Raw genomic sequence first — 13434 nt, forward strand, 5'->3', positions numbered from 1 at the left:
GTCCGGTCGGTGCGGAAGAGGTCCGCCCGGGTCGTCCAGCGACGCGCCCCGGCGGACCTCTTCCGCGTTCTTCGGCCCTTGGGCGTTCTGCGGCCCTTCGGGGTTCAGGTCGCCTTCGGCCCGGTCGGACGCCGGGACCACCACAGGCCGGCCGCGCCCGCCGTGAGCAGCGACGCCCCGGCCGCGCCGAGCGGCAGCAGGTCCCGTCCGACGCCGGTCCTCGGCAGTTCGTCGCCGACCGGGCTCACGGGCGTGTTGTCGGTGCCGAGGAGCAGCGGGGTGGCGGGCGCGTTCGGCTACGGGTTCGTCGTGCCGAACGGCACCGGGCCCTGCTGCCAGTACGTCTTCGCGCCGTCGGCGGTCTGGACGGGAAGGCAGATCTTTCCGGTCTTCCCCAGGTCGAAGGTCGCGTCCACCGCAAAGGACCTCGACGCGCCGGCCGCGAGACGGTCGATGGGGCAGGAGAAACCGCTGTTGGATCCTTCCGGCAGGTCTTTCGCCGCGCCCGGCGGTCGGCGGATCGTCCTCACGGACTTCGGCATCGCCGCCATCCAGGACACGAAGGCGCTGGCCATGGTCGGCATGCTGGTCGGCTCCCCCAACTACATGGCGCCGGAGCGCATCTCCGGCCGCCCGCAGGGCCCGCCCTCCGACGTGTGGTCCCTGGGCGCGACACTCTGCGCCGCGCTGGCCGGCCACTCCCCCTTCGCCCGCGACACCACACTGGCCACCCTGCACGCGGCGCTCTACGAGGAGCCCGAACTCCCCGCCGACGCGGGCCCGTTGCGAAACGTCCTCGCCGCGCTGCTGGAGAAGGACCCCGCGGCCCGTCCCACCCTCCCCGCCCTGGAGTCTCTCCTCACCCCCATCGCCTTCCCCCGCCCAGCGTCGGCGCCGGCGGCCGGAGCCCCGCCCCCGCGTTCCGGGATCTCCCTCGCCCGCTTCCAGGCGGTCACGGAACGCAGGTCGATCCCGGACGGGCGCACCGCCCCGGCGTCCGACGCCCCTCGCGCGGAACGAGCGGCGGGGCGGACCCGGGGGCGGACCCGGCGGCAGGCACGCGAACCCGCACCGGGACAGGCGCAGTCGCAGCGCACGGGCAGGACCGCGAGCAGGCGGGCACTCGGAGGGGCGGGCCGTCGGCGTACCGGCCTGTTCGCCGCCCTCGGCGTCGCCGCCGTCGGTGCGGTCGTCGCGGTCGTGCCGGCGACGATCCCCGGCGCACGGAACGGTGCGGACCGGGCCGGCGGCAGGGCGTCCGGCCCGTCCACCGCCGCCGCATCCGTCGCTGGCTCCGCCAGTGGCTCCGCCGCCCACCCGCCGCCCGGCTCGGGCTCCGCGTCCCCCACGGTGCAGCGGACGTTCCGGCCGCCGAGCCTGCCGCCGGGCACGCACGCGGAGGCGGGCGGCTACGCCTGGGCGACGCCGAAGGGCTGGCGGCGGGACGTGAAGACGGGCTCGGAGGTGCATTACACGTCCCCCGACGGCGCCCAGGAACTGGTCGCGAAGTCCTCCCTGGCCCGCGGCGACGTGATGGACGCCTGGCGGACCTCCGAGGAGAACGCCCGCCAGGACCGGGACTACCGCAAGATCCGGCTGGAGGAGACGACGTTCCGCGGCCGGCCGGCGGTGGTCTGGGAGTACGCCTTCACCCTCCGGGGCGACCCCTGGCACGCCCGGCTGCCGGGCTTCGACGAGAGCGGGAAGTCCTATCAGATCAACACCCGGTACCGGCCCGGGAGGGAGGCGGAGGCCCTGCAGACGTACGAGGCCGTGAAGGACAGCTTCACGGTGATGTGAGAGCCCAGCGAAGGGGAGGGGACAGAGGGGAGGGGACAGAGCGGGGGGATGAGGGGACAGAGCGGGGGAGCGGAGCGGTCGGGACGGTCGGCCAGCGCGGCCCGGACACGACGGACGGGGGGCCCGCCGAAACGAGCCCCCCGTCATCGGCCGTCCGGTCGCGGCGCTAGCTCTTGTCGGCGGGGGAGCCGGCGGAGACGGAGGAGCCGACCGCGGGGTCGGCGGGACCGGTGGGGGAGTGGTTGGTCCGCGCCTTCGCGCCGCGCTCCTTCACCACGGCGATGGCGACCACGATCGCGGCGACGAGCAGCGACAGCAGTACCGTCGTCCGCCCGCTGCTCTCCCCCTCGGTGTCGGTCAGCATGTAGCCGAGCACGAAGACGATGAGTGCGGCGGTCGCCCAGGTCAGATACGGGTACAGCCACATCTTCACGACCAGCTTCTCGGGTGCCTCGGCCTGGATGATCTTCCGCATCCGCAGCTGTGAGAAGCAGATCACCAGCCAGACGAACAGCGCCACGGCGCCGCTGGAGTTCACCAGGAAGAGAAAGACGGAGTCCGGGAACCGGTAGTTGAAGAAGACGGCGACGAACCCGAAGACCACGGAGGAGACGATCGCCGCGAGGGGGACGCCACGGCGCGTCGTCCGGGCGAAGGCCTTCGGCGCGTCGCCCCGCTCGCCGAGCGAGAAGGCCATGCGGGAAGCCGTGTAGAGACCGGAGTTGAGGCAGGACAGGACGGACGTCAGCACGATGAAGTTCATGATCTGACCGGCGTGCGCGATGCCGAGCGAGTCGAGGGCGGCGACGTAGGAGCCCTGCTCCTTGATGGACGGGTCGTCCCAGGGCAGCAGCGTGACGACCACGAAGATCGAGCCGAGGTAGAAGACGCCGATCCGCCAGATGATGCTGTTGGTGGACTTGGTCACGGCCCGCTGCGGGTTCTCGGACTCGCCGGCGGCGAGGGTCGCGATCTCACTGCCCATGAAGGAGAACACGACGAGCAGGACGCCGGTGAGGATCGCGCCGGGTCCGTTGGGCAGGAAGCCGCCGTGGCCGGTGAGGTTGCCCAGCCCGGCCTTGTCGCTGTCGGCGCCGGGGAGCACGCCGAACACGGCGAGGCCGCCCACCACGATGAACGCGCCGATGGCGACGACCTTGATGCCGGCGAACCAGAACTCGAACTCGCCGTAGGAGCCGACGGAGACGAGGTTGGTCGCGGTCAGCACGACCATCACGATGAGCGCCCACCCCCACTGGGGAACGGCGGGCATCCATCCTTCGAGGATCTTGGCCCCGGCGGTCGCCTCCACGGCCAGCACCACGACCCAGAAGAACCAGTACAGCCAGCCGATGGAGAACCCGGCCCAGCGTCCGAGTGCGCGGTCCGCGTGCGCGGAGAAGGAACCGGAGGTCGGATTGGCCGCGGACATCTCACCCAGCATGCGCATCACCAGCACCACGAGCGTGCCGACGAGCGCGTAGGAGAGCAGGATGCCCGGCCCCGCGGTGGCGATGCCGGAACTGGAACCGACGAACAGCCCGGCGCCGATGACGCCGCCGATGGCGATCATCGACAGATGGCGGTTCTTGAGGCCTGCCTGAAGTCCGGAACCGGGTTCTCCGGTGCCTCCGGGGCCTGGTTCGGCCTTGGTGAGAGTCGGCTGCGAAGTCATGGGGATGTCTTTCCTTTGCGCCGCGTGAGGGGAATCAGGGGGATCGTGCGGTGGGGGGCGTACGAGCCGGTCCAGTGAATCCGAGGCGAATGAATTCAGGAACCTTTGATTCCAGATTGTTACTTGAGGTTTTCCTGAGCTTCCACGGCATTGTTGAGCGTTTCCAGACGCGGCACCCGGGGCTGCTACCCCGCGGCCCCCATGTCACACTCGTCCCATGCGCGTGTATCTCGGCTCGGACCATGCCGGCTTCGAACTCAAGAACCACCTCGTCGAATGGCTCAAAGCGGCGGGTCACGACCCGGTCGACTGCGGGCCCCACATCTACGACGCCCAGGACGACTACCCGCCCTTCTGTCTCCGCGCGGCGGAGAGGACGGCCGCGGACCCCGACTCCCTCGGCATCGTGATCGGCGGCTCCGGCAACGGCGAGCAGATCGCCGCGAACAAGGTGAAGGGCGTCCGGGCGGCGCTGGCCTGGAGCGAGGAGACCGCGTCCCTCGGCCGTCAGCACAACAACGCCAACGTCGTCGCGGTCGGCGCCCGCATGCACACCGAGGACGAGGTGACGAAGTTCGTCGAGACCTTCCTGGCCACCCCGTTCTCCCAGGACGAGCGCCACATCCGCCGCATCGACATGCTGGCGGACTACGAGACGACCGGCGACCTGCCCCCCGTCCCGCCCCACCACCCCCAGCAGTAACCCTCCGGCCGCAGGCGGAAGACGCCGCCCACCCGACCGGACCCGGCGGGTGGGCGAGACGGATCCCGGACAGCCCGGGGCGGGGAAGGAACACACCGGTGCCGGAAGGCCACACGATCCACCGACTGGCGCAGGACTACGCCCGCTTCACCGGGCGGCCTCTGCAAGTGAGCAGTCCCCAGGGCAAGTTCGCCGCGGCGGCGGCCCTCCTCGCCGACGCCGCGCTGACCCGCACCGAGGCCCATGGCAAGCACCTCTTCCTCGGCTTCACCGCCGACCGGTGGATCCACATACACCTCGGGCTCTTCGGCAAGGTCACCTTCGGTCCGGCCCCCGCGCCGCCGCCCACGGACACCGTCCGGCTACGCCTCGCGGCCCCGGCCTCCTACGTCGACCTGCGGGGCCCCACGACCTGCGCCCTCATCGGGGACGCGGAGAAGCAGGCCGTACACGCCCGCCTCGGCCCCGACCCGCTGCGCGCCGACGCCGACCCGCAGGCCGCGTACGCCCGCATCTCCCGCAGCCGTACGACGATCGCCGCACTCCTCATGGACCAGAAGGTCATCGCCGGCGTCGGCAACGTCTATCGCGCCGAGGTCCTCTTCCGGCACCGGGTCGACCCCTACCGCGCGGGCCGGACGGTCACCCCCGCCGAATGGGACGCGATCTGGTCCGACCTGGCCGCCCTCATGCGCCAGGGCGTCCGTGACAACCGCATCGACACGGTCCGCCCGGAGCACACCCCGGAGGCGATGGGCCGACCGCCGCGGGTCGACGACCACGGCGGCGAGGTGTACGTCTACCGTCGCGCGCACCAGGCCTGCCATCTGTGCGGTGACGCCGTCCGCACCGCCGACCTCGCCGCCCGCAACCTCTTCTGGTGCCCCACCTGCCAGAAGAACTGACCGGCCGCGGCCACGACGGGACCGCGGAACCCGCCGGGACCACGCGCCCGCCGGCTCCCGGGTACCGTCGCAGCGGACAGCGGACAGCGGACAGCGGACAGCGGACAGCGGACAGCAGGCAGTACGGGTAACGCGGTGCCGATACGCAGTTGCGGCACCGCGGCCCTAGAAGCCGTGCGGCAGCCACGGCGCCGTGACCGACCCGAACCCCGACGCCGCCTCCGCCAGTGCTCCCCGCCTGATCTCCCGCACCCGTCCGGCCGCACCCAGTGCCGCCAGGCTCACCCCGCCGAGGTAGGCCGCCCCCAACTCCCGTACCGACAGAGCGAGGTCGGCAGTGTCGGAGGTCCGCGAGCACACCGCGCCCTTGGCGTCCCCGGAGAGCCGCCAACGCCCGGAGTTCCAGGGGCAGAAGGCGTCCTCGACATCGAGCACCACGTCCACCGGCGTCTGGTACGTCCGCGCCTCCAGCGCCGCGCCTACCTCCACGAGCCGCACGTACAACGCGTCCCGCACCCGCAGTTCGCATCGCCGGATGTCGGACACGAGATGCTGCCACCCCTCGTCCACCGGCCGTCCCCGCACCTCGAGCGAGGTGGTGAGGTCGACCTCGAACAGGAACCGCCACAACGCGGCCTGCGACGGCGCGTCGACCGCGGTCAGATCCTGGAGCAGCACCCGCCCGTTCTGCCCGCTGTGCCTCCACTCGGGGCGCACCCGGAACCGGGCGTAACCGGTGACCTCGCCGTCCCGCTCGGCGAGCACGCACTGCAGCGGCGACGCCCCGCCCCGCTCGCTCTCGGGATCGAGCAGCCCCAGCCGTTCCCAGCCGGGCCGCCGCGCGAGCATCCCGGCCCGGCCGGGCACCGTACGCGCGTACACCGCCTCGCACACGGCGAGTTCCGCGCCGGGGTCGGCGTACCGCAGCCGGACCTCGTCCGTCCCGTCCGGGACGGCCAACCGCACCCGGCTGGTGTCGATCTCCGCGTACAGTCCGAAGGTCGCCGCGCCGTACCCGAACCGTCCGTAGATGTCCGGCTCGGAGGCGGTGAGAACGGCGAGCGGGCGCCCCTCCGCGCGCGTGTCGTCCAGCAGCCGCCGCATCATCGACGTCAGAATCCCGCGCCGCCGGTGCGTCGCGCTCACCCCGACCATTGTCACGCCCGCAGCCGGCGTCGACGCCCCGCCGGGCACGGTCAGCCGGAAGTCGTACGCTCCCGCCGTCGCCACGCAGATGTCGCCGTCCCAGACGCCGAGGCAGCGGTCGTACGGGGTGAGCGACCGGTAAAGCTCCCGCTCCTCGAGCGACTCGGGGACCCCGCCGAAGGCGCGCACCAGAGCGTCGTACCAGGTGTCCCATTCGTCCTGCCGCAGCACCCGCATGTCGGTCGCCGCCCGCGCCGCTGCGCCGTGACCCGCCTCACTCGTCATGCACTCATGCGTAGCAGGCCGACGGCGGCCGGGCCAGGCAATTTCGCCCTCTTGCGGCGCGAGCGCTTTCCGTGACGTTCACTGTGAAGTTGAACCTCGGACGGGGGACAAGTGGGACCTCCCGTGCCAAGCGGCGGGTCGGATGGATAGGGTCCCGAACTAATGGCAGCAGGACGACAGCGGCGCGCGGAAGCCGAGACGTTGACGGCCCGGTTGAAGCACTTGATGCACCGGGTCCGCACCGGCGTGCGCCGAAGCGCCGTCGACTACTTCCGTGGTGACGGCTCGGACTGGATCGCGCTCGCCTTCCTGCTGCTCACCGTCCCGCTGATCGCCGCCACCACGCTCGCCAACTCGGTGTGGTGCTCCCCGGCCGCCCTCGTCCTGCCGATCGTCACCGGCGGCCTGCTGCTGCGCCCGTCGAGTCTGCTCGGGCTGTACGCGGCGGCCGCGACGGCCCTCATCGTGGAGTCGGTGCGGCTGGGCCCGTACACGGAGGGCCCCTCCCGGGTCACGCCCGGCGTGGTGCTCGTGGTCGCCGCATGCGGTTTCTTCGGGCTGCTCATCGCCCAGTTCCGCAGCCGTGTCGGCGTCCCCTGGCGGCGCGGCGGCACGATGCTGTTCGACCTGCGCGAACGCATCCGCGTGCAGAGCAAGTTGCCGAGTCTGCCGCCGGGCTGGCACCACGAGATGGCGCTGCGGCCCGCGGGCGGCCAGTCGTTCTCCGGGGACTTCGTCGTCGCGGCCCGCACCAACGGCGGCCGCACTCTCGAGGTCGTCCTCACCGACGTCTCCGGCAAGGGCATGGACGCCGGTTCGCGCGCGCTGCTGCTGTCGGGCGCCTTCGGCGGCCTGCTCGGCTCGCTGCCCCCGCACGCCTTCCTCCCGGCCGCCAACGGCTATCTGCTGCGCCAGGACTGGGAGGAGGGCTTCGCGACCTCCATCCACCTCGTCCTCGACCTCGACTCGGGCGACTACGAGCTCTACTCGGCCGGGCACCCGCCGGGCCTCCAGCTCAGCGCGGGCAGCGGCTGCTGGGAGGAGAAGGCCGCCGAGGGGCCCCTCCTCGGGGTGTACGACGGCGCCCAGTTCGACCCGGTGAAGGGATCGCTGCGCCCCGGCGACGTCCTGATGCTCTTCACCGACGGCCTGGTGGAGACCTCCGACCGGGACATCGTCGAGGGCATCGACCGCCTCACCGGCGCGGCCGACCGCTATGTCGCCGGCGGTTTCCAGGGCGCCGCCTGGCACCTGATCGAGGCCGTCGCGAAGGACGTCAACGACGACCGTGCTCTGCTGCTGATCTGCCACGAGGGCCCGACGACCCAGTCGGCGGCGCTGTCCTGAACCGCGAGCTCGCCGCAACCGTGAGCCCGCCCGACGAGAGGGGACCGTCTTGCTGACCCTGTCCGAGGTCGAGGCCCTCGCCCGGGCCGCCCACGAGGGGCAGACCGACAAGGCGGGCCGCCCCTACGCCGAACACCTCCGGGCGGTCGCGGAGGGGGTGCGCGAGCGTGGCGGAGACGACGAGCAGATCGCTGCCGCCTGGCTGCACGACGCCGTCGAGGACGACGCCCTCACCGAGGCCTGGCTGGCGGCCGCCGCGCTGAGCGACCGCACGAAGGCCGTCGTCCTCGCCGTGACCAAGCGGGTGGGGGAGACGCCCGAGGCGTACGCGACCCGCGTCCTGGCCACGCCGGGCGCCCTGCTGGTGAAGGAGGCGGACCTGGCCCACAACGCGGACCCCGCCCGGCTGGCGGTCCTGGACGCGCCCACCCGCGCACGACTGACGGAGAAGTACGTGCGCATGCGCGCACTCCTCGGCCTCGCCACGCCATTTGAACGGTCCCCCCGGAACGGACCCCCGGGATGAGCCGCCGGGTGTGAGCCCTCGGGCAGGAGTCCCATGGGCATGAACCCCCGGACATACGGGTGTTCAGCCCCCGACCCCGCCCGCGACCGACTCGTCCGTCTCGCGCCTCCGGCTCTCCTCGCGCCGGTCGCCCTTCTCACGCTCGCGGGCGAGCCGGGCGGCGTCCTGCTTGAAGGCCCACTCCATCCTCGGCTCCATCACGAACCGGAAGACGCGTCGTACCGGCGGGGTGCACAACAGGGTGACGGCCACGGCCACGGCGACGCTGACGGCGATCTCCCCGAGCGGCCGGTGCAGCGCGGGGTGCTCGAACCAGCCGCGGTAGTCGGCGGTCTTGATGAGGAAGCCGTGCAGCAGATAGCCGTACAGCGTGCCCGCGCCGAGGACCGTGAACCACATCGTGCGGCCCGGCACCCAGGAGAAGAAGCAGGCCGTCAGCAGCAGGGAGCAGCCGAACAGGGCGAACTGCATCACGGGCCCGGCCCACCAGGGGGCGCCCAGCTCCTGCGCGGAGTCGCGATGGTAGAGCCAGGAGACGTTCATCCGCGGCACCGCCCAGTAGGCGAAGGCGAGCGCCAGCGCGAACACCGGCACGGCCGCGATCCGTACCGGGCGCCGGCGCACCAGCCGGAAGTGCTCGGGCCTGAGGCACAGGCCCAGCACGAAGAACGGCAGGAACTGCAGGACCCGCTGGAGGTCCAGGTCGTCGCCGATGGCGGGGGTGACGGTCGCCAGCATGGCGAGGCCCAGCGCCACCGGCAGCGGATGCCGGACGAGCTTCCAGACGGGCGTGGTGAGCCGCCAGACGAACAGCGCGCACAGGAACCAGGTGAGGTACCAGGGGTCGAGAAGGCTGATCTCCTGGGCGGGGTTGTGGTCGACGTAGCGCCGGAAGACAGGATAGGCGGTCTCGAAGACGACGTACGGCACGGCGACGCCCGTGATCAGGCGCTTGAGCCGGGTGGGGCTGCCGTCGAAACTCCGGGAGAAGAAGCCGGAGACGACGATGAACGCCGGCATGTGGAACGTGTACACGAACATGTAGGCCGCCTGCAGCACCCGGCTGTCGCCCTTGAGGGGCTCCCAGGAGTGTCCCAGGGCCACCAGCACGATCGCCAGGTACTTGGCGTTGTCGAAGAACGCGTCACGCTGCGCGGACGGGCGTGGGGTCGAGCGCTCGGCGGATCTGTCCCGGGCCCGGCCGCGCCGACCGTTGTGACCGTGCTGGTCGTCCTGGTCGTCCTGGTTCGGGGACGAGCGCGTGCTCGGAACGAGAGACGAGGCGGCGTGGAACATTTGAGGCACCCTAGCGTCGTGCGCGGCTATTCGTAAAACGCCCCTGGTCATTCCTCGTTATTACTCTTCGGCGAGGTGGACGGTGGGACGGCCGGGGTGTGGAACCGTCCGTTATGTCACACTTCATTCCGACTAAAGGGTGCATAACGCCGGTTGTGAGCCTGTAGTTGGCGCGGGGCGCCGCACCCGCGGCCGTAATTCGAAATAACTGCGCAGGCATTGTGTGGACACGGAAACGGAGTTCCCCAATTCCCGCTGCCGACACGCGAATCGAGATGTGATCCGAATAACCCGAGGCGTGTGTCGGCCGGCCGGGCCGCGCGATGATGCGTCACGGGCCGCATAGGTGGGCCGGGTTGGTGGCACGATGGTCTCGGGAGTGCGGACCGACCGAGGGTGTGTGATCAGTTGTGGCCATCTCACTGTCAGTGGTGCTGCTGTTGGCGATCATCCTGGTGGTACTGATCCGGGGCGGGTCGATCAAGGCGGGCCCGGCGATCGTCGCCGTCCTGTTCGGCTTCTTCCTCGCCTCGACCGGCATGGCCCCGTCGATCAACCGCTTCCTCGACTCCCTCGCCGACACGATCAACTCGATCAGCTTCTGAGTGGGGCGACCGGGGCGCGAGGGGCGGGAAGAGCCCCCAGGCACGCCGAAGGCCCGGGGAGAGGAAACCGCCCTCTCACCCGGGCCTTCGCCATACAGAGCGGGCGACGGGAATCGAACCCGCGTAGCTAGTTTGGAAGACTAGTGCTCTACCATTGAGCTACGCCCGCACACGACGCGCCGCAGGTCAGCCGACCGCGGCACTGCAGGCATCCTAGCGGGTCGGCGCCCCCTGTCGCACACCGCCTTTCCGCGCCCCCTCGCGGGTCACCCCGGCGCTCGGCAAATGCGGCGGTGGGACGGCCTGCGGGCATGTACCCTACGTGTCGCACCAGACGGGGTGTGGCGCAGCTTGGTAGCGCGTCCGCTTTGGGAGCGGAAGGCCGTGGGTTCAAATCCCGCCACCCCGACCAGTGCCGCGGTTCCCACCCGGCGTCGCCGGCCGTCTCCGCGGTCACCTCGCTTGATCGCCTTTGGGGCGTGTCCCTGCTGCCGTTACTATGCAAGCTGCACGCCCGTGTGCCTCTTCCTGAAGTCCTCCGGGCGGCGAATTTGCGGGAGCCGGTCTGGCTCCGGCGGAAACCAAGATGTCAGCCCCCAAGGAGACCGAACCGTGAAGAGCGCCGTGGAGACCCTGAACCCGACTCGGGTTCGGCTCAGCATCGAGGTGCCCTTCGAGGAGCTCAAGGACAGCCTCGACGCGGCGTACAAGAAGATCAACCAGCAGGTCACGGTGAAGGGCTTCCGCAAGGGCAAGATTCCCGCCCGGGTCATCGACCAGCGCTTCGGCCGTGGCGCCGTGCTGGAGGAGGCCGTCAACGACGCGCTTCCGAAGTTCTACACCGAGGCGGTCAACGAGGCGGAGATCGACGTCCTCGGCCAGCCCGAGGTCGACATCACGGAGCTGAAGGACGGCGAGACGCTGAACTTCACCGCCGAGGTCGACGTCCGTCCCGCCCTCGAGCTCCCCGAGGACTTCTCCTCCATCGAGGTCGAGGTCGACGCCGTCGAGGTGACGGACGAGGACATCGACAAGTCGGTCGAGCAGCTTCGTGAGCGCTTCGCCTCGACCTCCCCGGTCGAGCGTGCCGCCGAGGACGGCGACGTCGTGACCGTCGACCTGGAGGCCAAGGTCGACGGCGAGGTCCTCGAGGACGGCGTCGCCAGCGGCGTCTCCTACACCATCGGCTCGGGCGAGCTGCTGGAAGGCATCGACGAGGCCGTCAAGGGCCTGGAGGCCGGTGGCGAGACCACCTTCACCTCCGAGCTGAAGGGTGGTTCCGCGGCCGGCAAGGAGGCCGAGGTCACCGTCAAGGTCACCCAGGTCGCCGCCCGCGAGCTCCCCGAGCTGGACGACGAGTTCGCGCAGCTCGCCTCCGAGTTCGACACCCTCGACGAGCTCAAGGCGGACAGCCGCAAGCGCCTCGAGAACATGAAGCAGTACGACCAGGCCACGCAGGCCCAGGAGCGCGTCCTCGAGAAGCTGCTGGAGCTCGTCGAGGTGCCCGTCCCCGAGAAGCTGCTCGAGGACGAGGTCAACACCCGCAAGCACAACCTCGAGCACCACCAGCTCGGCCAGATGGGCCTCGACCTCGACAAGTACCTGGAGATCCAGGGCAAGACCGCCGAGGAGTTCGAGACCGAGACCCGTGAGGCCGCGGTCAAGGGCATCAAGACCCAGTTCGTGCTCGACGAGCTCGTCAAGCGCGAGAAGCTGAACGTCAACCAGGAGGAGCTCACCGAGCACCTCATGCGCCGTGCCGCCTCCTCCGGCATGTCCCCCGACCAGTTCGCCCAGGCGGTCGTCGAGGGCGGCCAGGTTCCGCTCCTGGTCGGCGAGGTCGCCCGCGGCAAGGCGCTCGCCACGGTCGTCGAGTCCGCCACGGTGAAGGACACCAACGGCGAGATCATCGACCTGGACGACGAGGACGAGGCCGAGGACACCCCGGAGACCGCAGAGGCCGCCGAGGCCGCTGTCGAGACCGAGGAGCAGCCTGAGGAGAAGCCCGAGGCCTGAGCCTCGAGCAGTTCCTGAAGCAGGTGTGACGGGCCCCGGGACTTCTGTCCCGGGGCCCGTCGTCCTCCCCGGGGACGCGGGAAGCGCGTGAGCCGCCGACGCCCGCCCGCGGCCGGAACACGACCGGTACCCGCCCCGTCGCCCCGGCCCCGGGCTACGCCCCCGGCGAACACCCAGCTCTCCGGGATTCCCCGAAGGGACCCGCGCGTTAGGGTCCATGAGTACGAGGGCAGGGGAGTCCCCGTTGCCCCCGGCAGTACACGTGAGACGGCCCGGCGCCGTCGCAAGACGAGCAGGTGGATACGACGTGACGAATCTGATGCCCTCCGCCGCCGGCGAGCCTTCCATCGGCGGTGGCCTCGGCGACCAGGTCTACAACCGGCTGCTCAACGAGCGGATCATCTTCCTCGGCCAGCCGGTCGACGACGACATCGCGAACAAGATCACCGCGCAGTTGCTGCTCCTTGCCGCAGCTGACCCCGACAAGGACATCAACCTCTACATCAACAGCCCGGGCGGCTCGATCACGGCCGGCATGGCGATCTACGACACGATGCAGTTCATCAAGAACGACGTGATGACCATCGCCATGGGCCTCGCCGCCTCCATGGGCCAGTTCCTGCTCAGCGCGGGCACCCCCGGCAAGCGCTTCGCGCTGCCGAACGCGGAGATCCTGATCCACCAGCCCTCCGCCGGCCTCGCCGGTTCGGCGTCGGACATCAAGATCCACGCCGAACGGCTGCTGCACACCAAGAAGCGCATGGCCGAGCTCACGGCGCAGCACACCGGCCAGACCGTCGAGCAGGTCACCCGGGACTCGGACCGCGACCGCTGGTTCGACCCCGAGGAGGCCAAGGCCTACGGCCTGATCGACGACGTCATCGCCACGGCCGCCGGCATCCCGGGCGGCGGCGGTACCGGGGCCTGAGAGTCGCCACTGACGGCGGCAGGGCCGCCCAGGGTGCTCCCCGGAGCCCCCTGAGCCCCTGACCCCTCCGAGGCTCCAGGAGCCCGCTGAGGCCTCCCGGAGGCCCGGGAAGCCCTTCCGGGCCCCCGGGTCACCCGGAGCCTCCCAGCGGGGGCCGGAGGGCCCTCGGAAGCCGTCGGCGCCCCTCTCCCCTTCAGTCCAC

The 13434-nt window shown here is 71.0% G+C and carries 11 protein-coding genes, 2 tRNA genes and 1 pseudogene; 9 read left to right on the top strand and 5 right to left on the bottom strand.

Annotation, left to right across the window (positions count from 1 at the left end):
* Positions 1–104: 104 nt before the first annotated feature.
* A pseudogene (locus C6376_RS15355) lies at positions 105–497 on the bottom strand (hypothetical protein); the annotation flags it as partial.
* 76 nt (positions 498–573) lie between these two features.
* Between C6376_RS15355 and C6376_RS15360 the strand changes: the two are divergent.
* Positions 574–1800, top strand: a complete 1227-nt coding sequence (locus tag C6376_RS15360) for a hypothetical protein (RefSeq protein ID WP_254075947.1) — start codon at positions 574–576, stop codon at positions 1798–1800.
* Positions 1801–1966: 166 nt separating this feature from the next.
* Here the strand turns inward: C6376_RS15360 and C6376_RS15365 are convergent, their stop codons facing one another.
* Positions 1967–3475: an amino acid permease gene (locus C6376_RS15365; RefSeq protein WP_254075948.1), complete on the bottom strand. Its 1509-nt coding sequence runs from the start codon at positions 3473–3475 to the stop codon at positions 1967–1969.
* A gap of 217 nt (positions 3476–3692) precedes the next feature.
* On the opposite strand from C6376_RS15365, the gene C6376_RS15370 reads away from it, so the two are divergent.
* Together C6376_RS15370 and C6376_RS15375 are read left to right on the top strand one after the other, a co-directional pair.
* Positions 3693–4178: a ribose-5-phosphate isomerase gene (locus tag C6376_RS15370; protein WP_107443938.1), complete on the top strand. Its 486-nt coding sequence runs from the start codon at positions 3693–3695 to the stop codon at positions 4176–4178.
* Between the two features lie 98 nt (positions 4179–4276).
* Entirely contained in the window at positions 4277–5083 is an 807-nt protein-coding gene (locus C6376_RS15375; RefSeq protein ID WP_107443939.1) for an Fpg/Nei family DNA glycosylase, read from the top strand.
* Between the two features lie 165 nt (positions 5084–5248).
* On the opposite strand, the gene C6376_RS15380 is transcribed toward C6376_RS15375, so the two are convergent.
* Positions 5249–6514 carry a GNAT family N-acetyltransferase gene (locus tag C6376_RS15380; protein ID WP_254075949.1) on the bottom strand — a complete coding sequence of 422 codons (1266 nt, stop codon included), beginning with the start codon at positions 6512–6514 and terminating at the stop codon, positions 5249–5251.
* Between the two features lie 162 nt (positions 6515–6676).
* Between C6376_RS15380 and C6376_RS15385 the strand changes: the two genes are divergently transcribed.
* Together C6376_RS15385 and C6376_RS15390 are read left to right on the top strand one after the other, a co-directional pair.
* Entirely contained in the window at positions 6677–7861 is a 1185-nt protein-coding gene (locus tag C6376_RS15385) for a PP2C family protein-serine/threonine phosphatase (RefSeq protein ID WP_107443940.1), read from the top strand.
* A gap of 49 nt (positions 7862–7910) precedes the next feature.
* Complete coding sequence (locus tag C6376_RS15390; RefSeq protein WP_107443941.1) at positions 7911–8387, top strand: HD domain-containing protein; 477 nt, start codon at positions 7911–7913, stop codon at positions 8385–8387.
* Positions 8388–8450: 63 nt separating this feature from the next.
* Here the strand turns inward: C6376_RS15390 and C6376_RS15395 are convergent, their stop codons facing one another.
* Positions 8451–9683 carry an acyltransferase family protein gene (locus C6376_RS15395; protein WP_107443942.1) on the bottom strand — a complete coding sequence of 411 codons (1233 nt, stop codon included), beginning with the start codon at positions 9681–9683 and terminating at the stop codon, positions 8451–8453.
* A gap of 410 nt (positions 9684–10093) precedes the next feature.
* Between C6376_RS15395 and C6376_RS15400 the strand changes: the two genes are divergently transcribed.
* Complete coding sequence (locus C6376_RS15400; protein ID WP_107443943.1) at positions 10094–10288, top strand: hypothetical protein; 195 nt, start codon at positions 10094–10096, stop codon at positions 10286–10288.
* A gap of 98 nt (positions 10289–10386) precedes the next feature.
* Here C6376_RS15400 and C6376_RS15405 read toward each other — a convergent pair.
* A tRNA-Gly gene (locus tag C6376_RS15405) sits at positions 10387–10457 on the bottom strand.
* A 166-nt stretch (positions 10458–10623) separates the two neighbouring features.
* Between C6376_RS15405 and C6376_RS15410 the strand changes: the two genes are divergently transcribed.
* The 3 genes from C6376_RS15410 to C6376_RS15420 all read left to right on the top strand — a co-directional run bounded on the left by C6376_RS15410 (position 10624) and on the right by C6376_RS15420 (position 13232).
* Positions 10624–10700, top strand: a tRNA-Pro gene (locus C6376_RS15410).
* 200 nt (positions 10701–10900) lie between these two features.
* Complete coding sequence (gene tig, locus C6376_RS15415; RefSeq protein WP_107443944.1) at positions 10901–12304, top strand: trigger factor; 1404 nt, start codon at positions 10901–10903, stop codon at positions 12302–12304.
* A gap of 319 nt (positions 12305–12623) precedes the next feature.
* Positions 12624–13232 (top strand): ATP-dependent Clp protease proteolytic subunit, encoded by a 609-nt coding sequence (locus tag C6376_RS15420; protein WP_062043785.1) that lies wholly within the window; start codon positions 12624–12626, stop codon positions 13230–13232.
* Positions 13233–13434 lie beyond the last annotated feature (202 nt).

The sequence above is a fragment of the Streptomyces sp. P3 genome, from assembly GCF_003032475.1.
Classification (GTDB): Bacteria; Actinomycetota; Actinomycetes; order Streptomycetales; family Streptomycetaceae; genus Streptomyces.

What these genes read in the sequence shown, in the direction of transcription:
- C6376_RS15395 (WP_107443942.1), bottom strand. Translation starts at nt 9,683, where the DNA reads ATGTTCCACGCCGCCTCGTCTCTCGTTCCGAGCACGCGCTCGTCCCCG.
- C6376_RS15420 (WP_062043785.1), top strand. Translation starts at nt 12,624, where the DNA reads ATGCCCTCCGCCGCCGGCGAGCCTTCCATCGGCGGTGGCCTCGGCGAC.
- C6376_RS15385 (WP_107443940.1), top strand. Translation starts at nt 6,677, where the DNA reads ATGGCAGCAGGACGACAGCGGCGCGCGGAAGCCGAGACGTTGACGGCC.
- C6376_RS15380 (WP_254075949.1), bottom strand. Translation starts at nt 6,514, where the DNA reads ATGACGAGTGAGGCGGGTCACGGCGCAGCGGCGCGGGCGGCGACCGAC.
- C6376_RS15365 (WP_254075948.1), bottom strand. Translation starts at nt 3,475, where the DNA reads ATGACTTCGCAGCCGACTCTCACCAAGGCCGAACCAGGCCCCGGAGGC.
- C6376_RS15370 (WP_107443938.1), top strand. Translation starts at nt 3,693, where the DNA reads ATGCGCGTGTATCTCGGCTCGGACCATGCCGGCTTCGAACTCAAGAAC.
- C6376_RS15360 (WP_254075947.1), top strand. Translation starts at nt 574, where the DNA reads ATGGTCGGCATGCTGGTCGGCTCCCCCAACTACATGGCGCCGGAGCGC.